Raw genomic sequence first — 22,727 nt, forward strand, 5'->3', positions numbered from 1 at the left:
CCCCGCGGGCTCCCTCGGGCTCCGTCGGTGGAAGGCAGGAACGCATGGTCGAGGTCGGACGAAGAGACGCCCGCCGGGCCCTGACCGCCGTGGCCGGTGCGCTGGCGCTCACGCTGACGGGCACGGCTGCGGCCCACGGAGGACCCCCGGCCGCCCCCGACCGCACGGGCGCGCGGGCCGCACCCGAGCACTGGACCGGCACCTGGGAGGCCGCCGCCTCCGGCACCGCGGCCCCGCTCCCCGGCGCCTCCATCCGTAACGTCGTCCGTACGAGCGTCGGCGGTACGGCCCTTCGGGTACGGATCTCCAACCGGCTCGGCACCCTGCCGCTGGTACTCGGGGCGGCCACCCTGGCCAGACAGCGGCCGAACGCGCCCAAGAGCCCGAACGCCCTCTCCGGCACCATGCGCACCCTCACCTTCGGCGGCCGGAAGAAGATCACCGTGCCGGCCGGCAAGGACATCGTCAGCGATCCCGTCACCCTGAGCGTCCCCGCCGCCACGAACCTCCTCGTCACCCTCCACACCCCCGGCGACTCGGGCCCCGCGACCTACCACCGCGACGCGCTGCAGACCAACTTCCTCGCCCTGGACGGCAATCGCGCCACGCAGGCGGGCGGCGCCGCCTACCGGGCCACGACCACCTCCTGGTACTACGTGACCGGCGTCGACGTACGCCGTCCACAGGCTCCCGGGAGCGTGGTCGCGCTAGGCGACTCCCTCACCGACGGCTCCGGTTCGACACCGAGCGCCAACCGCCGCTGGCCCGACCGGCTCGCCGAGCGGCTCCGCGCCCTGCCGGCCGACCGGCGGCAGGGCGTCCTGAACGCGGGCGTCGCCGGCAACCGGCTGCTGCGCGAAGGGCGCGGGCCCAGCGCGCTGGCCCGGTTCGACGCCGATGTGCTCTCCCGCACCGGGGTGCGCACGCTGATCGTGATGGAGGGCGTCAACGACATCAAGAGCGCGCCGAACCAGACCGACCCGGCCGCCCTCGGTGCCGCGTACCGCGAGATCGTCCGGCGGGCCCACGGCCGGGGGATCCGGGTCGTCGGCGCCACCATCACGCCGTTCGGCGGCCACGGCAGCCACACGGCGGCCCGCGAGCGCGTACGCCGGTCGGTCAACCAGCTCATCCGTACCGGCGGGCTCTTCGACGCGGTCGCCGACTTCGACGCCGTGGTCCGCGACCCGTCCCGGCCGGACCGGATGCGGGCCGCCTACGATCCCGGGGACCATCTCCACTTCAACGACGCGGGCATGCGCGCACTGGCAGACAGCGTCGATCTCACCGACCTCGCCCGTCCCGCGGACCTGCCCGGCCGCGCCGGGTGACGCACGGGGTGGGCAGGCCCTCAGCGCGGGGCCTCCTCGTCCGGCTCCTCGTGCGGCGCCTCGTCCGGCTCGCCGGCCGCGAACCGCAGCCCGGCCCGCCCCTGTCAGCCCCAGATGACGGCTCCCAGCCACGCCCCCGCGATCAGCAGGCAGGCGAACAGCTCCACCAGCACGCTCGTCCCGCCCCGGCGCATCACCCTGCGCACGGAGGTCAGCGCGTCCCCATGGCCGCCGAGGCGGAGCCGTTCGGCGAGGTAGATGCCACCGAGGCAGCCGGGTATCGCGCCGAGCACCGGCACGAGGAAGAAGCCGAGGAGCGCGCCGACGCCCGCATACACCGCCATTCGGGGGGTGGCGCCGCTCGCACGCAGACTGCGCGGCGGCAGCCACCAGCGGATCACCTGGGCGACGAGGAGAACGGCGGTGGCGCTCACGAGCACACCCCAGGAGAGCGCCCGGGGATCCTCGAAAGCCCACCACAGGACCGCGGCCCACACGAGCCACGACCCCGGCGCGCCGGGCACCAGCACCCCGCTCAGGCCGAGCAGCAGCACCACACCGACCAGCAGGAGTTCCCACGCTCCCATCTGCCCAGGGTGCCCCAGTACGGGGGGACCCGCAGATCAGCCCTGTGCTGGTGCCGGGGGCCGGTCCTGTGGGCCCCGGGCCACCCAGCCCTTCTCGTACGTGTGCCAGCCGAGCTGGAGGCGGGTCGTCACGCCCGTCAGCTCCATCAGCCGCTTCACCCGGCGCTGTACGGTCCGCAGCCCCAGGTCGAGCTGTTTGGCCACGCTCGCGTCGGTCAGCCCGGCGAGGAGCAGGGAAAGGATCTCCAGGTCGGTGCCGTCCGGCCCGTCCCGCTCCTCCTCGACGACGGTGGCGGGCGCGCCGGCCGTGCCGGGCGTGCCGAGGCGCAGGGGCAGGGCGTCCCGCCACACCGACTCGAACAGACCCGACAGCGATTCGAGCAGCCCGCTCGCGTGGACGACGAGCGCGGCGGGCTCCAGGGCCTGGGAGGTCAGCGGCACCATGGCGAGGGCCCGGTCGACGATCACCAGCTTGGTCGGCACCTCGTCCACGACCCGTACGCGCTCGTCACGGCCGAGGGCCGCGGACAGTTCGGCGATGCCGCCCGGCAGGTGCAGGACCGACCGCTCGACGACCACGCGGTAGCGGACACCCCGGTCGGCGGCCTGCTCCTCCGCGTCGTTGTCCGTGCCGGAGACGACGACGGGGTTGCCGGTGACCAGGGCGCACACCTCGTCGCTCGCGCCGAGCTGGAGCTGCAGGAAGCGCTGGGCGACCGCGGCGGCGCCGGTCACCACCTCCACCAGGTCGACGGCGGCGGGCTCGGTGGCCTGCGCGCGGTACTCCTCGGCGAGCAGCGTCGCCGTCAGCTCGGCCTGGTCCAGCTCGTGGCGCCGCTGGGTGAGCAGCGCGCCGAGCGCGACGCCCGGCGGCGCGGCGACCCAGCGGCCGGAGCGCGCCGACGACTGGGCCGCGAGCCCGTGCCGTTCCAGTCCGCGCAGCGCGCGTTCGGTGTCGTGTTCGCCGAGCGTGAGCCGACGTGCGAGATCGGGCACGTCGGCGGCGCCCACGGACACCAGGGCCCGGTACGCCGACTCATGTGTGTCGTCCAGCCCCAGTGCTGCCAGACCTGTCGCTCCGAGCATGCGACGACGCCCCTCCCCGAACACCGGCCGTGGCGGAAAACGGCCACGGCGTAAAACCGCCTCGGCACATCATCGCCGTACCGTCCGTGTCTCTGCCAAGGTGGCGCCAGGACGGTACGGGGCACCGCCCCGGCGCGGACCGGCGAGGACCGGCCAATGATCGGGAGAAAGGGGCCGCCGGGGATGAACGGGACAGCAGGTGGAACCCGACCGGTGCACACAGCTCGGCCTCAGGTGAGCAGGTCACACTCGGGGCCGGAGGGGCCGGTTCCGCGAGGGGTCCGGCCGCCCAGACCGTGACGCGGGCCGCGGGGCCCGGTCACACAGGCGCCGCCGGGTGGTTCTCCCGTGGGGGGTGGGACTGCCCGGCGGTCCCGTATCACTGGTTTTTGCCGATGCCCCGTTTTCATCCGGCCTCAGCGGTGGACAATTACGGGCATGAGCCAGCAGGGGGAGAGGCCGACCGGTCAGCAGGACGACTGGTGGGGGCAGCTGTACGACGACTCCACGGGGGACACCGGGCCGGCGCCCGCACCGGACTCCCTGGACGACCGCTTCGCCTCGGCGACAGACACCCTGGGCACACCACCACCCCAGGACCCCGACATCCCACCACCCCGCGAGGGCCACGGCGCCCCGCCCACGGCGGGTTCCGCGGGGCCGGGCATGGGCCCGCCCCGTGAGGGGCGCGGGGAACGGCGCGGCGAGCCCCCACGGCCCGCACTTGACGTAGGACCTGGCGGGTCGCCCACGGCGGGTTCCGCGGGGCCGGTTGTCGGGCAGGCGTCGGGACCCCGTGAGGGGCGCGGGGAACGGCGCGGCGAGCCCCCACGGCCCGCACTTGACGTAGAACCTGGCGGGTCGCCCGCGGCGGGCTCTGCGGGGCCGGTTGTCGGGCAGGCGTCGGGACCCCGTGAGGGGCGCGGGGAACGGCGCGGCGAGCCCCCACGGCCCGCACCTGACGTACGACCCGGCGGGCCGCCCACGGCGGGTTCTGCGGGGCCGGGCATGGGCCCGCCCCGTGAGGGGCGCGGGGAACGGCGCGGCGAGCCCCCACGGCCGGCACCTGACGTACGACCCGGCGGGCCGCCCACGGCCGGCTTCGCGGAGAAGATGCCTCCACCGTGGTGGCCCCCGAGCGCACCCGCAGCGGAAAGGCGGGTCGACCCCGACGGGTCCCGAGCCGCCGACCCGCGCGCCGCCGCCGAAGCCGAAGCCGAAGCCCAAGCCGGCGGACCACAGCGCCGGCGAGCCCCCTGGGAAGCCCCGCCCGCGAACCCCCCGGCCCCGACCACCTTCCAGCAGGGCCAGAGCCCTACAGGCTTCCGCACACCCGTGCCGCCGCCGGCCTCGGAGGCGGAGGCGGAGTCGGCGGAAGCGGCGGGCCCCGGCACCCTGCTCGACATCCCCGCCGACAAGCCGTCCGACCGGGGCGACCAGGGCGACCAGCCCGTGCTGCGGGTGCCCGAAACCCCCACCCCCCTCGACCACGTCGGCTCCGGCCCGCCCACCTACGACGCCGAACCGACCGCTTTGCCGCCCGCGGACCCGGACGACCTCGGCGACCTCGTGGCCGACACCGCGCTGGACGGGGCCTCGTACGGGACGTACTCCCTGCGCGCCGTGTCCGTGCGCGGGGACTCCGCCAGGTTCCGGGGCGAGCCGCGCAGGGACTCCCTGCTCACCGCCCGCTTCGGCACCGGCGACGACGCGCTCGTCCTGGTCGCCATGGCGACCGGCGCCCGCGCCACCCCCGACGCCCACCGCGCCGCCGCCGAGGCCTGCCAGTGGATCGGCAGGGCCGTGGGCCGCAGCCACGCCCGGCTGGCCGAGGACATCAGGGCCGCCCGGCGCGGCGACCTGAAGTCGGGGCTGCACCGCCTCACCGACCGCAGCCTCGGCAGACTGCGGGCCGGCGCAGTCGAGCGGGGCCTGGAACCCGAGGAGTACACCGCGAGCCTGCGCTGCCTGCTCCTGCCCGCCGACCCCGAATGCCGTACGCGCGTCTTCTTCGGCGTCGGGACGGGCGGCCTCTTCCGGCTGCGGGACGGCGAGTGGCAGGACATCGAACCGCGCGTCGCCGACACCACGGGCGAAGCCGTCGTCGGCTTCGGATCCCTGCCCCACGGGACGCCCCACGGGACGCCCCACGGGACGCCCCACGGCACGCCCGGCGGGACACCGCACGACGCGCCCCACGAGACGCCCGACGGCGACCGTCTCACCATGGACCTGGGCATCACCACACCCCCGAGCCCGTACGAGCCGGCGCCAGGGCCGCCGCCCCGCGACCCCTTCCGCTTCCGGGCCTCCGTCGCCCGCCCGGGCGACACGCTCCTGCTGTGCAGCGGCGGGCTCGCCGAACCCCTGCGCGGCGAGCCGCGCCTGGTCGCACACCTCACCTCCCGCTGGTCAGGGAGCGGGCCGCCCGGCCTCGCCGCGTTCCTCGCGGACAGCACGGTCCGGGTCAAGGGGTACGCCGACGACCGGACAGCCGCCGCCGTTTGGGAGGCGTAACCGCGCCCGCTGTGAACAGATGGGACCTGAGGGGATCCCGTGACAGCGAACGACAGCGGTCGTGAGCGGTCGTCAGTGATCGACAGCAAAGGGCGTGTGACTCATGGCCAAGCAGAACGTCGCCGAACAGTTCATCGACATCCTCGTCCGCGCCGGCGTCAAACGCCTGTACGGAGTCGTCGGCGACAGCCTCAACCCGGTCGTCGACGCGATCCGGCGCAACTCCGCCATCGACTGGATCCATGTCCGGCACGAGGAGACGGCGGCGTTCGCGGCGGGCGCCGAGGCCCAGATCACCGGCGGCCTCGCCGCCTGCGCGGGCTCCTGCGGCCCGGGGAACCTGCACCTCATCAACGGCCTGTACGACGCCCACCGCTCCATGGCCCCCGTGCTCGCCCTCGCCTCGCACATCCCCTCCAGCGAGATCGGCCTCGGGTTCTTCCAGGAGACCCATCCCGAGCAGCTGTTCCGCGAGTGCAGCCACTACAACGAGATGATCTCCAACCCGCAGCAGATGCCCCGCCTGCTGCAGACCGCCATCCAGCACGCGGTCGGCCAGGGCGGCGTGAGCGTCGTGACGCTGCCGGGCGACCTCGCCGACCAGCCCGCCCCGGACAAGGCCGCCGAGACCGCCCTCGTCACCTCCCGTCCCACCGTGCGCCCCGGCGACGCCGAGATCGACAAGCTCGCCGCGATGATCGACGAGGCCGACAGGATCACGCTGTTCTGCGGCAGCGGCACCGCGGGCGCGCACGCCGAGGTCATGGAGTTCGCCGAGAAGATCAAGTCCCCGGTCGGGCACGCCCTGCGCGGCAAGGAGTGGATCCAGTACGACAACCCGTACGACGTCGGCATGAGCGGGCTTCTCGGCTACGGCGCCGCCTACGAGGCGACCCACGAGTGCGACCTGCTGATCCTGCTGGGCACCGACTTCCCGTACAACGCGTTCCTGCCGGACGATGTCAAGATCGCCCAGGTCGACGTACGGCCCGAACGGCTGGGCCGTCGTTCGAAGCTGGACCTCGCGGTGTGGGGCGATGTGAAGGAGACCCTGCGCTGTCTCACCCCGAAGGTGAGCCCGAAGAGCAACCGCCGCTTCCTCGACAAGATGCTCAAGAAACACTCGGCAGCGCTCGACGGCGTCGTCAAGGCCTACACGCGCAAGGTCGACAAGCACGTCCCGATCCACCCGGAGTACGTGGCCTCCGTGCTCGACGAACTCGCCGACGACGACGCCGTGTTCACCGTCGACACCGGTATGTGCAACGTGTGGGCGGCCCGCTACATCACGCCCAACGGCCGCCGCCGCATCATCGGTTCCTTCTCGCACGGATCCATGGCGAACGCCCTGCCGCAGGCCATCGGCGCCCAGTTCACCGACCGCGGCCGCCAGGTCGTCTCGATGTCGGGTGACGGCGGATTCTCCATGCTGATGGGCGACTTCCTCACCCTCGTCCAGTACGACCTGCCGGTGAAGGTCGTCCTCTTCAACAACTCCTCGCTCGGCATGGTCGAACTGGAGATGATGGTCGGCGGGCTGCCGGCGTACGGGACGAGCAACAAGAACCCCGACTTCGCCGCCGTCGCCCGGGCCTGCGGTGCCTACGGCGTACGCGTCGAGAAGCCCAAGGAGCTGGCCGGCGCCCTGAAGGACGCCTTCAAGCACAAGGGCCCCGCCCTCATCGACGTCGTCACCGACCCGAACGCCCTGTCCATCCCGCCGAAGATCAGCAAGGACATGGTGACGGGCTTCGCGCTGTCGGCGTCGAAGATCGTCCTCGACGGGGGAGTGGGCCGCATGGCGCAGATGGCCCGCTCCAACCTCCGTAACGTGCCCAGGCCGTAGGCCCTGTCCAGAGGGTCATGACGGATCCCGGCCCGGTCGTCAGTCGGCGGGGACCCACTTGCGCTCCGAGCCCTCCGTTCCGTACCAGTAGCGCGGTAAGCCCTTGATGGCGCTCGTACGGAACGGACGGCCGTGGTCGTCGATGCGGGCCGTGCCGGTGCGCCCCTCGGAGGACCAGTCGAGCTCCAGGTACCAGTCGCAGCCGCAGTTCTCCGTCCGGGCGGTGACCAGCAGTACCTCCGGGTCCGAGGCCGACACCCGGTAGGGCATGCGCACGGCCGGGATCGGTGTGCCGGTGTCGTTGCCGGGCACCGCGCGGGCGATCGGGCGGTCCTTGTCCAGGTCGACGGCGAAGGAGCGCGGGGTGATCGAGCCGCCGCACCCCTGGTCCATGGCGTACACGGTGCCGGGATCGGGGGCGGTGCGGCCGACCACCCGGACCCGCAGATCCGTCAGGACGACGGCGGTCGAGGTCCGGCCCTGTACGGAGATCTCCACATTGGTGTCCCGCCCGTGCACCGCGCCCTGGGTCGCCGCCCAGGTCCCGGCGTCCTGCGGAGCCGGCGGCGGCGGGACCTGCCCCGGGTCCTTGCGGATGACGTAGTCGTGGCCGCAGCCGAGCTTCCAGGCCTGCGAGTTCGCGGTCCAGGTGACGGGTGCGGAGACGGTTCCGCTGCCGTTGGGCTTCTGCTTGCCCTTCGTGCCCTTTGTGTCCTTTGAACTCGAAGACGCGTTGCCACCGGGGGACTTGGACGCCTTGCCCGTGGTGCCGGCCGAGGGCGACGCGCTGCTCCCGCTGGGGGAGGGGCCCGTCGACGGGCCGTGCCGGGTGCCCGAGGGGGCTGTCGTGGGGGACGGGCGGACGGTCCCGGAGGCGTCGTCGGAGGACCGGTCGTCGGAGAGGGCCGACAGGCTGCCCAGCGTGAGAAGCAGCGCGGACGCCGCCGCGGCGACGACGGCGACCCGCCGCCGGTACCAGGCGGGGCGGGGGCGCGCGGTGGCCGGGACCGTGTCGGACACGAGACCGTCCCCGGGGGCGTCCGCGAGTCCCTCCGCGGGGCCGTCCATGGGTCTCGCGGCGGGCGCGCTCGTGATGGTCTCGCTCGCGAGGTCCGGCTCGCTCGGCTGGTCCGGCTCGTTCGGCTCGTTCGGCTGTGGTCCGTCGTCCTCCGTCGTGTCCGGGGCCGGGGCCGGAGCCGGGTCCTCCGACGTGCCGGGCGTACGGGGCCGCTGCCGGGCCGCGACCGCCAGGATCCACCGGCGGTGCAGTTCGAGCCGTTCGTCCGGTGTCGCCCCGCACAGTGCGGCGAACCGCTCCACGGGTGCGAAGTCGAGCGGTACCGCGTCGCCGGCGCAGTAGCGGTGCAGCGTCGAGGTGTTCATGTTCACCCGCCGTGCCAGGGCGCCGTAACTGCGGTCCGTCCGTGCCTTCAGACGTCTCAGCAGTGCCGCGAACTCCTCGACGTCCTCGTCCCGAGTCGACACCGTTCCCCCGTACTGGTCGTCCGTACTGGTCGTCGCCCCCGGTCGAGGGGCCTGTCCCGGCCCGGATGAGCATCCCAGGCACTCCATATACCTGCACGTCAGGAGGGATGGGATGGTTCCACCGTGGCGGAAAAGACGTCCCCTGTTGCGCACGCCCCGAGTGACGGCTGATGCTTCTGGTGTCGCACCGACCGCCGCCGGACCGACCAGCCGGCGGCAGCCCACGACGGGCTTTCGCGACACCACCCACCACTTGTGCAGGCGGTTCGCCATGCACGCAGAACCGTCATGCACACAGAACGGCCATGCACACAGAACGGCCACGCACACAGATCGTGCGGGCACTCAGACCCAGGGGGACATCCAATGAGCAAGCGCACCCGAGGCGTGGCGTTCACCGCACTCGCCGCCGCGGCCCTCGCCGTCGGTACGGTACTCGCCGGCCCGGCCGCTGCCGTCGTGAACACCTCGGCACCCGTCCCGGTGACGTCGAGCGGCACGCCCAAGTTCCTGTCGGCCGCACAGCTGCCGCCGCACCCCACATCCGGCTGGACGGCGGGCAAGGTCACCCCCGGTGTCCCCGACGAGCTGGTGTTCTGCCTGGAGGACGCGCTGCCGGGCTACGACTCCTCGTACCGGGACTTCCGTACCGACCTGGAGACCAACGCCCAGCAGCTGACCATCGTCGTCGGCAGCAACGCGAAGGCCGATGCCCTCGCCAAGCGGCTGAACAAGGAGATCAAGGCCTGCGCGGCCAAGGCGGAGCAGGCCGACCCCGAGGTCGAGGCCACCCTGAAGGACTACGGCAAGCTGCCGGTCGAGGAGGGCGCCCACGTCTACGGGGTGCACACCAACAGCTCCTGGGGCGCCACCGACATCAACCTCTACTCGGTCGGCCGGGACGGCCGGGCCGTCACCGCCGTGAAGTGGGGGCAGATGGGCGACTTCTCCGACGCGCCCGTGAAGGCCTTCAAGAAGACGACGACCACCGCGGTCAACAAGCTCTACTGACCGCCACCGGAACCGGGGCCGCCCTCACGCGACGGGGGTCGAGAGGGCGGCTCCTACCGGTTCGACCGACCACCGGTGTGACCAACTACTGGTGCGATCGACCATCGCGCCGGACATGACGTGAGAACAGCATCAGAACGGGGAGTACGGACCGATGCACAGCAGCAACAGCAGTAACAACAGCAACAGCAGTGCCACCAGCGCCACCGCGCACAGGCGGGGACGCCGTGCCGCTCTGATCGCCGGCCTCGTCGCCGCGACCGCCCTGCCGCTCGGGATCACCGCGTCGGCCGAGGCGACCTCGGCCGACGCGACGGCACGGACCGCCGCGTTCCGCTCGGTCAGCGGGCAGCCGTCGAACTCGGTGACCCGGATCGCCGACTTCTACGGCGCGTACATCGACGCGCAGAGCGGCCCGGGCGAGGGCGGGAACCTGGTCACCGAACTCCGGAAGTACTACGTGGACGCCGACCACCTCAAGGAGATCGAGGCCTGGGAGGACGAGAATTACGCGGACGGCGTCCTGCGGGCCCAGAACGTACCGGCGAAGTGGACGGTCACCGACAACGGCAAGGCGGACCACTCGGAAGCGGTGGTGACGATGGCCTGGGGGGACGGGACCACGACCAAGCTCGTCGTCGACATGAACCGTGACCACGAGATCATCCACATCGGGGACAAGGGAATCGGCGGCAGGTAGGCGCGGCAGGTAGGCAGGGGCAGGGCCGGCGGATTCGACGCTCCCGCCGGTCCCCGGCCGACTCGCGTACGGCCGGTGCGGCAGGTGGCTGTCGGCAGATGGACCCAGCGCCGACGACCGTTCCGCCAGCCGGAGGCATCGGCTCGAAGCGGTGTGCGCCCGTCCGGTACACCCCTGCCCCGCCCGGCAGTTGGACGGCGCCGCCTCCCGTGCGGGGGCCGCCTCCCCCGCCCGGGTCGCGACCGTCGGGGGAGGCCGCCGACAGGCCCGCGGCACCGGGTCCGGCGGTCCGCCCGCCGGGGACCGTCCGCCGGTCGACCGGCACCCTCGCGTCACCGGTGCGTTCTCCGACCGTCCCGGCGCGGGCGTACGCGATCCGCCGCGCGGCCCGTGCCCGCCGACCTCCACGGCACTCGTCCCGCCCACCACTTCTCGTCGTGGGCGGGGCTGTCCGGAGGGCCTCACAGGCGGGTTCCGCCGCTGGACGGCCCGCGTCGTGCGGGGGCCAACGACGCACGTACAAGCTGTGGTTGAAGAATCGGCATGACTGCGGGCTTTCCTGACGGGGCATGCATTCCGTGAACGTGTTCGAGCAGGAGGGGTACCGAGAGCGGCGGGGGTCATGGAGAGGTATGCGCGAGGAGGCGGTCCCGTCTTATCCGGGGCCTTCTCGGCGGAGACGGTGAATTCGGCCACGACCGTGCAGGACACGGCGTACACGGCGGAGATCGCGCTCGATCAGCAAGGTCTTCAGGAAGGCTTGTCGCACATCAGGCGCAGGCTCCGGCGCTGCGATCTCCGGGCCGTGCCCGAGGTCCGCAGGGCGCTGCGGGAGCTGCTCGCCCACTGGGGGAGGCCCGGCAGGTCCGAGACGGCGGAACTGCTCACCAGTGAGATCGTGACCAACGCACTCGTCCACACCGACCGGGACGCGCTGCTGACGGCGACCGTCGGCCCGCGCGGTCTGCGGGTGGAGGTGCGGGACTTCGAGGGGCGCAGGCCGAGGCTGCGGATACCGAACCCTGACGAGGGCACGCACGGCAGGGGTCTGATCCTGGTGCAGTCGCTCGCCGACGCGTGGGGCGTACGCATGCACGGGGTGGGAAAGGCGGTGTGGTTCGAACTGGACGGGGGCGCGGCATGAGATGCCGCGCCCCCGTCCGGAGTCGAGGCCGTCGAGAGCCCCGGGTCCCGCTCAGCCGAACTGCTGCTCCAGGTCCTTCAGCTTGCGCTCAAGGGAGTCGAGTCGTGGGAGGGCCATTGTGTCGTCCTCCGCGGTGAGATCGACCGTTCCCGAGTCCCCGCTTCGGCGAACCGGCTGCAACGAGGGTCGGGCGCGTGAAGGTAGTTCCGGCGTTGATATGGCAGGCTCCGAGGCGGCCTGGGTGGCCGTTTGGGCCGACTGGAGTTCCGCCTGACGGCCGCCGCGGCCGAGCGCGCCGCGGTGGCCGCGGGTGATCGCCTTGATGCGGGCGCGGTCCAGCTTCTCCTGGTCGCGCCGGCGAAGGCGGTTCTGCTCCTTCTCCCGCTTGTCCTCGCGTACTTCCTCGACCGCCTCGTCCAGGCTGCGCACGTTCTCAAGGAGCATCAGCGACCAGGCGCCGTACGTCTCACGAGGGGCGCGCAGCCACCGTACGATCCGGATCTGGGGCAGCGGCCGGGGCACCAGGCCCTGCTCGCGCAGAGCGGCGCGGCGGGTCTGCTTCAGCGCGCGGTCGAACAGGACGGCGGCCGACAGGGACATGCCGGCGAAGAAGTGCGGGGCACCCGCGTGGTCGAGGCCCCGGGGGGCGTGCACCCAGTTGAACCAGGCAGCGGCGGCCGCGAACGTCCACACGAGTATCCGGGAGCCGAGCGCCGCGTCACCGTGGCTGGCCTCGCGCACCGCGAGTACGGAACAGAACATGGCCGCGCCGTCCAGACCGAACGGCACCAGGTACTGCCAGCCGCCGGACAGGTTCAGATTCTGCTCGCCGAAGCCGACCAGGCCGTGGAAGGAGAGTGCGGCGGCGACCGCGGCGCAGCAGAACAGCAGTACGTAGGAGGCGGTGCCGTAGATGGCCTCCTTGCGCCTGCGGCGTTCCTCCGTGCGCTCCCACGAGTCCTCGGCGTGGGTCTTCTCCCCGGCGCGCTTGCCACGCGCGAGCACCGCAACCGCCGCCAGCAGGCCCAGGAGCAGCACGGCGCCGGGTAGCAGCCAGTTCAGCGATATGTCGGTCAGTCTCATCTGGGGTCCCTTGCATTGGGATAGGGCGTAACGCCCGTCATAGTGGCCCAATCCCGCGGGTCCTCAGGGGGTTTCGGGGCAAGAGGCCGCCAAGAGAGTGCAAGGGGATGCGCGTGGGCGGCATTCTCCTCGAACTGCCGCTTGAGGAGCGGGAGTTGAGTTCGAGTTAGATTACCCGTACGGGTGGTTCCACGGAAAGTTCCTGCGCCAAGTGAGGATATTGTGAACCAGCCGTGACCTCAGTACCCGGGGCCATGGTGAAGAACCCGGTTCGAGGCCGAGTTGATCTTACTGGACGCGGAAGGTGATCCCGCGTGGGGCTCAGGCCGCGGCCTCGGCCGCCTTGGTCGTCTCTACCGCCTGGGCCGCCTCGGCCGCCTGGGCCGTCAGCTTCGCGATACGTACGGCCTCGGTGTTCCGGGGGCAGTTGGCGCAGGTGTCCTCGGCTTCGACGGTGTAGTAGAAGCAGCAGCTGGCCCGGTCCCGGGTGGGCAGGCACTCGCCGTTCGGACCGGTCACCTCGCGGAAGCCGGCCGTGCCGACGTACGGCTTGACGGTGCCGGGGAACAGGCGCTCCAGCTCCCACATCGCGCGCTCCCCCTCACCCAGCAGACCGGCGACGTAATGGAGACTCTCGACGACCTCGTCGGTCGCCATGGCCCACAGGGCGCGGCCCCTGCGCCGCATGCGCGGGCCGAAACCGGTCAGGACCGGCTCCAGATGCTCGGCGACGGAGGCGCGTACCTCGGCGCGCAGAGCCTCTTCGTCCCGGACCACGCGGGCGCCGGGGAGTGTCGCCGCGGGGTCGTCCGGGAGGCAGGCGAACTCGCCCACGCGCACCGCGATACGGCCGGGCATGCGCTGGAAGGTCACGTCCGCCACCGGGAAACGGGGGACGCGGCGCAGCACGAACCACGGAACCGTGATCAGCAGACAGGCCGGCCAGGCGTACCGGTGCAGACCGAAACTGGCGATGACGTCCGGGCGGGCCCGCCGTCCGTGGTCGGCCAGCACCTGCTCGTCGTCCCACGCGAGATAGGACTCGAACTCGGGACCCGCCTCCGCGAGCCGCGCGACCCCGATCCGCCCGTCGCCCGTCGGGGCGGGCTCGCCCGGGGCGAGTTCCGTCACGCCCAGGGCCGGGAACACCTCGGTCATCCGCGTGTACGCCTCGGTGAGAGCCGAGTGGGCCGGGCGCGCGCCTCCGGTGGTCACGGGCGCTGTCACGGCCGGGGCGGGAGCGGACATGCAAGGACCCCGTTTCTCGATCTTCGGCAGGTAAGGCTTACCTTACCCGATAGGGTCGAGGTTTACCCTGTTCTGTCGGGGTCACGACGGACCCACCAGACATTCCCACCCGCACACCCGCCACCAGCGCCAGCCCGGAGGAGGCCCCCGTGGAGAAAGCCGGTTCGCGCGAGGGGCACGGCTCCGCCGGAGCCTCTCCGGAGACGCGTCGGGCGGGGACCCCTCCCATGGAGACGCGTTCTACGGAGGACCGTCCCAGGGAGACGCGCCCTACGGAGGCGCGTCCCGCGGAGGGCCGTCCGACGGGACCCCGTCCCACGGAAGGCTGTCCCTTGGAGGCCCGTGCCGTGGAGGGGCGTCCTGGGGAGACGCGTCCCGTGGAAGGCCGTCCAGGGGACGCCGCCCCGCGGGTCCCGCCCCAGGCGCGCTCCGAGGCGCGTGGCGGCGGCAGCGGACCGCGGCAGGGCGGGGCCGCCCGCGGCGACCAGGCCGCTCGGAGCGGCCTCTCTCCCCTGGCCCCGGTGGCTCCCGCCGACCCCGTCGCGCACGCGGTCCGCGGCGAGCACACCCACAGCGAGACACCGATTCCCCAGCCGCGGGTGCCGCGCGAGGGCGTACGGGAACCGCGGGACACCGACGGCCCCGCCCTTGCGCCCGTGCCTTCCCCCGCCGCCCCCGTCTCCGGGCCCGCCTTCGCCGTCGCGGCTCCCCGGCCCGTGATCCAGCGGGCCTCCGTGCGGGGGCAGGTTCTCGACGCGTTGCGGTCCGCTCTCGTCGCCGGTGACCTCGCCCCAGGGGAGGTCTACTCCGCCCCCGCGCTCGGCGAACGCTTCGGCGTGTCCGCGACCCCCGTGCGCGAGGCCATGCAGCAGCTCGCGAACGAGGGTGCGGTCGAGGTCGTACCGAACCGCGGTTTCCGTGTCATCCGGCGCGGGGCCCGTGAACTGGCCGAGCTGGCCGAGATCCGGGCCCTCGTCGAGTTGCCGGTGATGCTGCGGCTGACCCGTACGGTGGCGGCCCCCTGCTGGGCGGAGCTGCGCCCGCTCGCCGACGCGACCGCGACCGTAGCGGCCACCGGCGATCTCGCGCGCTACGCCGAGTCCGACCGCGTCTTCCACGCCGCGGTGCTCGCCCTCTCGGGCAACCGTCAGCTGGTGCAGCTCGCGGACGACCTGCACCGCCGTGCCCAGTGGCCCCTGGCCGGGGCCCCCACCCGGCGACCGCTTGCCGATCTCCTGGCGGATGCCGCGCAGCACACCGCCTTTCTCGACGCGTTGACCAGAGGGGACGTTCCGGCGGCGCAGTCCTTGATACGGGACCACTTCGCGGGCGCGTAGCGGGTACGCACCGGGTTCGGCGCTTCGCCGCCACGATCGTGCCCAGGCACCGGGCGCGGCCCCGGCCCCGGGCGCGCGGCGTCGTTCGTCAGTCGGCCCGGTGGGGGCTGGTCGCGCAGTTCCCCGCGCCCCTGAAGGACGGCGGGTCCGCGTGCCCGGTGCCTGCGGAGGGAGGCGGTCCGTGTGTCGGCTCGGGGGCCCGCTTCACGCCGTGGCCGCCGGTGGTGCCAGCTGTCCCGCCAGCCAGGTCGGCACACCCCCCAGGAGCTTGAACAGCCGTCCCGCCTCCGCCCGGAGCCGGGACGCCTCCGGCTCGGTCTCCGCGTCGGCGAGGGACGCCAGCGCCGGCGCCGTACCGACGAGGTAGCCCAACTCCTCGCGGATGCGCAGGGATTCGGCGAAGCCGTGCCGGGCCTCCGCCAACTCGCCCTCGCGCAGCGCGAGTCCCGCGAGGTGACGCCAGGTGAAGGACAGGAGCAGCGGGTCGTCGTGCGCGGTGGCGCCCGCGTGGGCCCGGCGATAGGCGGCGCGCGCGGACTGCGGCGAGTGCGCCAGGTTCTCCGCGAGCAGGCCGCGCCGGAAGTCCAGCAGTGCCCGCCCCCTGGCCCCCGGCGCGATCAGGGCCGCCGCCCGGCCGAGCGCGGCCCGTGCCTCGTCGGCGCGGTCGCGGACCGCGAGCAGCGTCGACGCGTACGCGAGCTGCCCGCGCTCGCAGGCCGCCGCGCCCCGCTCGTCGTCGCTCTGGGCCAGCGCCTCCGCCGTACGCAACGCGTCCTCCGCCTCCGCCCACCCCTGCTCGGTGTAGAGGCAGCGTTCGACGAGGAGGGACGCTCTCTGCAGAGCGGCCGATGCCGTGTGTGGTTCCAGGAGAGCGGCCGCGTCGGCCCAGCAGGCGCGCGAGCGCAGCCGCCATACCGCGGTCTGGAGTGGATCGTCCCCTGCAGTCGTTCCGTAACCAGACATGGCGGGATGCGCCACGTTGCCCTCCCCGAGCACGCCATTGAGCTGTTGAGTGGTGGCGGCATCTCAGCACGAATCAGAGCGCCCGGCCAAGGGGGTAGGTGAAGGATTTCACAAAGTCGTGGGGCGGAGAAGGGACTTGGCGCCCGTCCCGGGCTCCCTGCCGGGCTCGGGTGACGGGTGCCGCGCCGCCCACAGCGCTGTGACCTCAGCTCATCCGCAGCGCGAGGAAGAAGTCCAGCTTGTCCTCAAGCCGGGAAAGATCTCGGCCCGTCAACTGCTCGATACGCCCGACCCGATAGCGCAGCGTGTTGACGTGCAGATGCAGACGGGCCGCGCAGCGCGTCCAGGACCCGTCGCAGTCGAGGAACGCCTCCAGGGTCGGGATCAGTTCGGCGCGGTGCCGGCGGTCGTACTCGCGCAGCGGATCCAGCAGCCGGGCCGTGAAGGCGCGGCGCACGTCGTCCGGCACGAAGGGCAGCAGCAGTACGTGCGACGCCAGCTCCTGGTGGCCCGCCGCGCACACCCGCCCGGGCCTGGCCGCGGCCACCCGCCGCGCGTGCCGTGCCTCCTCCAGGGCGCCGCGCAGGCCCTCCGCCGAGTGCACGGCCGCGCTGACCCCCAGCGTGAGCCGTCCGTCGCCGTCGAGCCCGGCCGACAGCGGCTCGCGTACCGCCTCCAGGATCGCGTCGGCGAGCAGGCCCGTCTCCGAGCCGTCGTGCTCCGAGGAGACGGCGGGCAGCGGGACGAGCGCGACGGCCTCGTCGCCCGTCTGGGCGACCGCGATCCGGTCCGACGGCTCGGGACCCGACGACAGCGGGTCGACCAGGATCTCCTCCAGCAGCGCCTGCGCCACCGGACCGCCCGCCGGACCTCCCGCGGGCCCCTCGGACCGTCTGCCACCACCGCCGGACTCGGCCCCGAATCCCGCGGGCCCGCCCTTCGCCCCGTCCCATTCGACACGGGCGACCACGACCTGCCAGTGCGGGGCCGCGCCCAGTCCCGGCAGCAGCACGGGCGCCGCGACCCGCAGCCGCGCCGCGATCTCGGCGGGCGCGGCACCGGTCTGCACCAGCTCCAGCACCTCCTGCGCGAGCCTGCGCCGCACGGTGCGCGCCGCGTCCCGCCGGTCCCGCTCCACGGCGATCAGCTGCGTCACGCCCTCCAGCAGGTCGAGCCGCTCCTCCGGCCAGTCCCCGGCGTCCGCCTCCACCGCGAGCAGCCACTCCGACAGCACCGTCTCGCGTACGTCGCGCGCCCCCGGCGTACCGCGTCCGCCGCCGCGGACCGGGAACAGCGAGTACGTGGCCGGGCCCACCGTCACCCGGTGCGGGCCGCGCCGGCCCGTGCGCACCGCCGCCAGGTGCTCGCCGGCCAGCGTGGCGCACACCTGCGCGGGCAGTTCGCTCTCCGCGAGCCGCGAGCCCGCGATGAGGCGTCCGGCGGGGGAGAGCACCCAGGCCCGCAGGTCCAGGTCGGAACCGAGCAGGTCCAGGACCACGTCCGGGCCGCCGCCCGCCGGGCCGGAGGTCATCATCCGGCGGTGCCGGTCCACGACGGCCGCCAGGTCCCCAGCGCGCTCGCCCGACACCTGCCGCACGACGTGCTCGGTGATCGTCGCGAAGGCCACCGACTCGTTGACGGCGAACAGCGGCAGCCGGTGCTGCGCGCAGGCCGCCACCAGGTCGTCCGGGACCGCGCCCAGCTCGGCCTCGCCCGCGGCCAGTGCCGTCACCCCGGCGCCCGCGAGGAGCCGTACGAAGGGCTCGGAGTCGGCCGGGCCACGGCGCCAGGCGAGCCCGGTGAGGACCAGCTCACCGCCCGACAGATAGCGGCTCGGGTCCCGCAGGTCCGTGGTCATCACGCCCCGCACCGTCCGGTCCAGCTCGTCCTGGCCGCCGAGCAGCCGCAGGCCCAGCGCGTCCGTGTCCAGCAGTGCGCGCAGCCGCATCTCGTCGCCGCCGTTCTGTCTCGAAAAATTACGATGGATGGGGAACCGATGGAGGGGGCCGAACCGATGAAGGGGAGAGAGGAGGACTCATTCCGGCCGGTGGCCGACGCGCAGCGGACTGCGTCTGACGTTTCCGAGGGAAAGCCAGGAGGTTACTGATGACCTCCGTTCATACGAATCTACAAGATGCGCGCCCTGGCCAGCCAACTCCTTCATGGTTTCGGTGACTGACCCCTTTGGTGGAACGCGCTGTGTACTGGCTCCCATCCACGTGAACAACTCATGAACGAGCCTGGGCCGCCGCACACGATCTGGCTTGATCAGCACCATCAACGAGACGAAGAAGAGAGCCGGTCATGGACTTCCTTCGCCCCGCCAGCTGGGAGGAAGCGCTCGCCGCGAAGGCAGCGCATCCCACAGCTGTGCCGATTGCGGGTGGCACCGACGTGATGGTCGAGATCAACTTCGACCACCGCCGGCCCGAGTACCTGCTGGACCTGAACCGCATCGGCGAGCTGGGCGACTGGGAGGTCGGCGAGGAGTCGGTCCGCCTGGGCGCCTCGGTCCCGTACTCGGCGATCATGGACAACCTGCGCGGCGAGCTGCCCGGCCTGGCCCTGGCCTCCCACACCGTGGCCTCCCCGCAGATCCGCAACCGCGGCGGAGTCGGCGGCAACCTCGGCACCGCCTCCCCGGCCGGTGACGCCCACCCCGCCCTCCTCGCGGCGGGCGCCGAGGTCGAGGCCGAGTCCGTCCGGGGCACGCGGCTGATCCCGATCGACGCCTTCTACACCGGGGTGAAGCGCAACGCGCTCGCGCCCGACGAGTTGATCCGAGCCGTCCACATCAAGAAGGCGGACGGCCCGCAGCAGTACTCCAAGGTCGGCACCCGCAACGCCATGGTGATCGCGGTGTGCGCCTTCGGCCTCGCCCTGCACCCCGCCACCCGCACGGTCCGCACCGGCATCGGTTCGGCGGCGCCCACGCCCGTACGGGCCGAGGCGGCCGAGGAATTCCTGAACGCGTCGCTCGAAGAGGGCGGCTTCTGGGACAGCGGCAAGATCATCACCCCGTCGGTGGCCAAGCAGTTCGCCGAGCTGTGCTCCGGCGCCTGCAACCCCATCGACGACGTCCGGGGCACCGCGAGCTACCGCCGCCACGCGGTGGGCATCATGGCCCGCCGCACGCTGACCTGGACCTGGGAGTCGTACCGCGGCACGGCCGCCGCCACGGAGGGAGTCGCGTAATGCGCGTCAGTTTCACGGTCAACGGCCGTCCGCAGGAAGCCGACGACGTGTGGGAGGGCGAGTCCCTGCTGTACGTGCTGCGGGAGCGCATGGGCCTGCCGGGCTCGAAGAACGCCTGCGAGCAGGGCGAGTGCGGCTCCTGCACGGTCCGCCTCGACAACGTTCCGGTCTGTTCCTGTCTGGTCGCGGCCGGGCAGGTCGAGGGCCGCGACGTCGTCACGGTCGAGGGCCTGGCGGACTTCGCCAAGCAGCGGGCGGAACACGCGGGCTGCGCCTCCCGGGCCTCGGAGGCTTCCGGAGCGTCCGCGACCCCCGGCGGCTGCGGTACGCCCTTGGACGCGGCCAAGCGATGGGAGGCGCGGCCCGCCGACTCGCAGACCGGTGAGGGCGCCGAACTCGCCCCCGTCCAGCAGGCGTTCATCGACGCCGGAGCCGTCCAGTGCGGCTTCTGCACCCCCGGCCTGCTGGTCGCGGCCGACGAGATGCTGGAGCGCAACCCGACCCCGACCGACGCGGACATCCGCGAGGCGCTCTCGGGCAACCTCTGCCGCTGCACCGGCTACGAGAAGATCATGGACGCGGTCCGCCTGGCGGCCGCCCGGCAGGGAGAGGCGGTCTGACGATGGCTACCGACACCACTGCCGACGCGGCCCGCGCCACCGCACCCGTCGGTACTCCCACGAAGGTCACCCAGGGTTCGCGGACCAAGGGCGGCATCGGCGAGTCCACGCTCCGCCCGGACGGCACCCTCAAGGTCACCGGCGAGTTCGCGTACTCGTCCGACATGTGGCACGAGGACATGCTCTGGGGCCAGATCCTGCGCTCCACGGTCGCACACGCCGAGATCCTCTCCATCGACACCGGCGAGGCCCTCGCGACGCCCGGTGTCTACGCCGTCCTGACGTACGACGACCTGCCGACCGCCGTGAAGAACTACGGCCTGGAGATCCAGGACACCCCGGTACTCGCCCACGGCCGGGTCCGCCACCACGGCGAGCCCGTCGCGATCGTGGCCGCCGACCACCCCGAGACCGCCCGCCGGGCCGCCGCCAAGATCAAGGTGGAGTACCGGGAACTGCCGGTCGTCACGGACGAGGCCTCGGCCACGGCGCCGGACGCCCCGCTGATCCACGAGGGCCGCGACGACCACCACATCGGCCATGTCGCGCACCCGAACATCGTGCACCGCCAGCCGGTCGTCCGCGGCGACGTCGAGTCGGCCCGGCAGCGCGCCGATCACATCGTCGAGGGCGAGTACACCTTCGGCATGCAGGACCAGGCGTTCCTGGGCCCCGAGTCGGGCCTCGCCGTACCCGCCGAGGACGGGGGCGTGGACCTCTACGTGGCCACCCAGTGGCTGCACTCCGACCTGCGCCAGATCGCCCCGGTCCTGGGTCTGCCCGAGGACAAGGTGCGCATGACGCTGTCCGGCGTCGGCGGCGCGTTCGGGGGCCGCGAGGACCTGTCCATGCAGATCCACGCCTGCCTGCTGGCACTCCGCACGGGCAAACCGGTCAAGATCGTCTACAACCGCTTCGAGTCCTTCTTCGGCCACGTCCACCGCCACCCCGCGAAGCTCCACTACGAGCACGGGGCGACGAAGGACGGGAAGCTGACCCACATGAAGTGCCGGATCGTCCTCGACGGCGGCGCGTACGCCTCCGCGTCCCCGGCCGTCGTCGGCAACGCGGCGTCCCTGGCGGTCGGCCCGTACGTCCTCGAAGACGTCGACATCGAAGCCATCGCCCTCTACTCCAACAACCCGCCCTGCGGTGCCATGCGCGGCTTCGGCGCGGTCCAGGCGTGCTTCGCCTACGAGGCGCAGATGGACAAGCTGGCGGACGCGGTGGGCATGGACCGGGTCGAGTTCCGGCAGCTCAACGCGATGTCCCAGGGCACGCTGATGCCCACCGGCCAGCCGGTCGACTCACCCGCCCCGGTCGCCGAACTCCTGCGCCGCGTCAAGGCGATGCCGATGCCGCCCGAGCAGCAGTGGCTCGCGGCCGGCGAGGCGGCGGACGTCCGCCAGCTCCCCGGCGGCCTCTCCAACACCACCCACGGCGAAGGCGTCGTACGGGGTGTCGGCTACGCGGTCGGCATAAAGAACGTCGGCTTCTCCGAGGGCTTCGACGACTACTCGACCGCCAAGGTCCGTATGGAGGTCGTCGGCGGCGAGCCCGTCGCGACCGTCCACACCGCGATGGCGGAGGTCGGCCAGGGCGGGGTCACCGTCCACGCGCAGATCGCCCGCACCGAGCTGGGCGTCGCCCAGGTGACGATCCGGCCGGCGGACACGCAGGTGGGCTCGGCCGGTTCGACCTCGGCCTCCCGCCAGACGTACGTCACCGGCGGCGCCGTGAAGAACGCGTGCGAGCTGGTCCGCGAGAAGGTCCTGGAGATCGGCCGACGCAAGCTCGGTACGTACCACCCGGCCTGGGCGACCGCCGAACTGCTCCTGGAGGGCGGCAAGGTCGTCACCGACGGCGGCGAGGTCCTGGCCGACCTGGTCGACGTACTCGAAGACGAGGCGGTGGAGGTCGAGGAGGAGTGGCGGCACCGGCCGACCGAGGCCTTCGACCTGCGCACCGGACAGGGCTTCGGACACGTCCAGTACTCGTTCGCAGCCCACCGCGCCGTCGTCGAGGTGGACACCGAACTGGGCCTGGTGAAGGTCATCGAACTGGCCTGCGCGCAGGATGTCGGCAAGGCGCTCAACCCGCTGTCCGTCATCGGCCAGATCCAGGGCGGTACGACCCAGGGCCTGGGTATCGCGGTGATGGAGGAGATCATCGTCGACCCCGTCACGGCGAAGGTCAGGAATCCCTCCTTCACCGACTACCTCATCCCCACGATCCTCGACACGCCGACCATCCCCGTCGACGTGCTCGAACTCGCCGACGACCACGCGCCGTACGGGCTCCGTGGTATCGGCGAGGCCCCGACCCTGTCGTCGACCCCGGCCGTCCTGGCGGCGATCCGCGAGGCGACGGGTCTGGAGCTCAACAGGACGCCTGTCCGGCCGGAGCACCTGACGGGCACGGCGTAGTCCGCCTGTCGTCCTCACGGACGGCCCCCGGCGCGGCGCCGGGTGACCGTGTGTCCCACGGCGCCCCCGGCACCGGCGCAAGTACAGCACCGCGTCTCGTCTCGGGCCGTCCCCCGGGTCGTGCACCTTCCCAAAACCCGCGCAAGCC

Annotated in this window: 17 protein-coding genes; 10 read left to right on the forward strand and 7 right to left on the reverse strand. The window is 72.8% G+C overall.

The annotated features are described in order from the left end of the window. Positions 1–44: 44 nt before the first annotated feature. The gene (locus ACH4DZ_RS19620) at positions 45–1,331 is read left to right on the forward strand and encodes an SGNH/GDSL hydrolase family protein (protein ID WP_398288439.1); all 1,287 of its coding nucleotides are present in this window, start codon (positions 45–47) and stop codon (positions 1,329–1,331) included. 104 nt (positions 1,332–1,435) lie between these two features. On the opposite strand, the gene ACH4DZ_RS19625 is transcribed toward ACH4DZ_RS19620, so the two are convergent. After that, a complete protein-coding gene (locus ACH4DZ_RS19625) occupies positions 1,436–1,918 on the reverse strand; it encodes a DUF456 domain-containing protein (protein WP_398288440.1) in 483 nt (160 codons plus the stop codon). Between the two features lie 36 nt (positions 1,919–1,954). Further along, the gene (locus ACH4DZ_RS19630) at positions 1,955–3,004 is read right to left on the reverse strand and encodes a winged helix-turn-helix transcriptional regulator (protein ID WP_398288441.1); all 1,050 of its coding nucleotides are present in this window, start codon (positions 3,002–3,004) and stop codon (positions 1,955–1,957) included. A 438-nt stretch (positions 3,005–3,442) separates the two neighbouring features. On the opposite strand from ACH4DZ_RS19630, the gene ACH4DZ_RS19635 reads away from it, so the two are divergent. Continuing rightward, positions 3,443–5,521 (forward strand): protein phosphatase 2C domain-containing protein, encoded by a 2,079-nt coding sequence (locus ACH4DZ_RS19635; protein ID WP_398288442.1) that lies wholly within the window; start codon positions 3,443–3,445, stop codon positions 5,519–5,521. Positions 5,522–5,624: 103 nt separating this feature from the next. Further along, entirely contained in the window at positions 5,625–7,367 is a 1,743-nt protein-coding gene (locus ACH4DZ_RS19640) for a pyruvate dehydrogenase (protein ID WP_398288443.1), read from the forward strand. A 39-nt stretch (positions 7,368–7,406) separates the two neighbouring features. Here the strand turns inward: ACH4DZ_RS19640 and ACH4DZ_RS19645 are convergent, their stop codons facing one another. Further along, on the reverse strand, positions 7,407–8,852 hold the full coding sequence (locus ACH4DZ_RS19645; RefSeq protein WP_398288444.1) for a helix-turn-helix domain-containing protein: 1,446 nt from the start codon (positions 8,850–8,852) through the stop codon (positions 7,407–7,409). 366 nt (positions 8,853–9,218) lie between these two features. On the opposite strand from ACH4DZ_RS19645, the gene ACH4DZ_RS19650 reads away from it, so the two are divergent. From ACH4DZ_RS19650 to ACH4DZ_RS19660, 3 genes are all read left to right on the forward strand, one after another. After that, complete coding sequence (locus tag ACH4DZ_RS19650; RefSeq protein ID WP_398288445.1) at positions 9,219–9,863, forward strand: hypothetical protein; 645 nt, start codon at positions 9,219–9,221, stop codon at positions 9,861–9,863. A gap of 154 nt (positions 9,864–10,017) precedes the next feature. Beyond that, complete coding sequence (locus tag ACH4DZ_RS19655) at positions 10,018–10,563, forward strand: hypothetical protein (protein WP_398288447.1); 546 nt, start codon at positions 10,018–10,020, stop codon at positions 10,561–10,563. A 727-nt stretch (positions 10,564–11,290) separates the two neighbouring features. Then, on the forward strand, positions 11,291–11,707 hold the full coding sequence (locus ACH4DZ_RS19660) for an ATP-binding protein (RefSeq protein ID WP_398288739.1): 417 nt from the start codon (positions 11,291–11,293) through the stop codon (positions 11,705–11,707). A 51-nt stretch (positions 11,708–11,758) separates the two neighbouring features. On the opposite strand, the gene ACH4DZ_RS19665 is transcribed toward ACH4DZ_RS19660, so the two are convergent. Both ACH4DZ_RS19665 and ACH4DZ_RS19670 read right to left on the reverse strand, forming a co-directional pair. Beyond that, a complete protein-coding gene (locus ACH4DZ_RS19665) occupies positions 11,759–12,790 on the reverse strand; it encodes a DUF2637 domain-containing protein (RefSeq protein WP_398288448.1) in 1,032 nt (343 codons plus the stop codon). 321 nt (positions 12,791–13,111) lie between these two features. Next, positions 13,112–14,038, reverse strand: coding sequence for a (2Fe-2S)-binding protein (locus tag ACH4DZ_RS19670; protein WP_398288450.1), 927 nt, complete (start codon positions 14,036–14,038; stop codon positions 13,112–13,114). A 377-nt stretch (positions 14,039–14,415) separates the two neighbouring features. On the opposite strand from ACH4DZ_RS19670, the gene ACH4DZ_RS19675 reads away from it, so the two are divergent. Then, positions 14,416–15,375: a GntR family transcriptional regulator gene (locus ACH4DZ_RS19675; protein ID WP_398288451.1), complete on the forward strand. Its 960-nt coding sequence runs from the start codon at positions 14,416–14,418 to the stop codon at positions 15,373–15,375. 204 nt (positions 15,376–15,579) lie between these two features. On the opposite strand, the gene ACH4DZ_RS19680 is transcribed toward ACH4DZ_RS19675, so the two are convergent. Both ACH4DZ_RS19680 and ACH4DZ_RS19685 read right to left on the reverse strand, forming a co-directional pair. After that, positions 15,580–16,353, reverse strand: coding sequence for a hypothetical protein (locus ACH4DZ_RS19680; RefSeq protein WP_398288453.1), 774 nt, complete (start codon positions 16,351–16,353; stop codon positions 15,580–15,582). 190 nt (positions 16,354–16,543) lie between these two features. Beyond that, positions 16,544–18,286 carry a PucR family transcriptional regulator gene (locus ACH4DZ_RS19685; RefSeq protein ID WP_398288454.1) on the reverse strand — a complete coding sequence of 581 codons (1,743 nt, stop codon included), beginning with the start codon at positions 18,284–18,286 and terminating at the stop codon, positions 16,544–16,546. Between the two features lie 356 nt (positions 18,287–18,642). On the opposite strand from ACH4DZ_RS19685, the gene ACH4DZ_RS19690 reads away from it, so the two are divergent. From ACH4DZ_RS19690 to ACH4DZ_RS19700, 3 genes are read left to right on the forward strand one after another with little or no spacing between them, the layout of a single operon-like run. Then, positions 18,643–19,533, forward strand: a complete 891-nt coding sequence (locus ACH4DZ_RS19690) for an FAD binding domain-containing protein (RefSeq protein ID WP_398288455.1) — start codon at positions 18,643–18,645, stop codon at positions 19,531–19,533. Further along, a complete protein-coding gene (locus ACH4DZ_RS19695; protein ID WP_398288456.1) occupies positions 19,533–20,153 on the forward strand; it encodes a (2Fe-2S)-binding protein in 621 nt (206 codons plus the stop codon). Before ACH4DZ_RS19690 ends, ACH4DZ_RS19695 begins: the two co-directional genes overlap by 1 nt. 2 nt (positions 20,154–20,155) lie before the next feature. Next, the gene (locus ACH4DZ_RS19700) at positions 20,156–22,579 is read left to right on the forward strand and encodes a xanthine dehydrogenase family protein molybdopterin-binding subunit (protein ID WP_398288457.1); all 2,424 of its coding nucleotides are present in this window, start codon (positions 20,156–20,158) and stop codon (positions 22,577–22,579) included. Positions 22,580–22,727: the final 148 nt, after the last annotated feature.

The organism is Streptomyces sp. NPDC017991, from assembly GCF_044328075.1.
GTDB lineage: Bacteria > Actinomycetota > Actinomycetes > Streptomycetales > Streptomycetaceae > Streptomyces.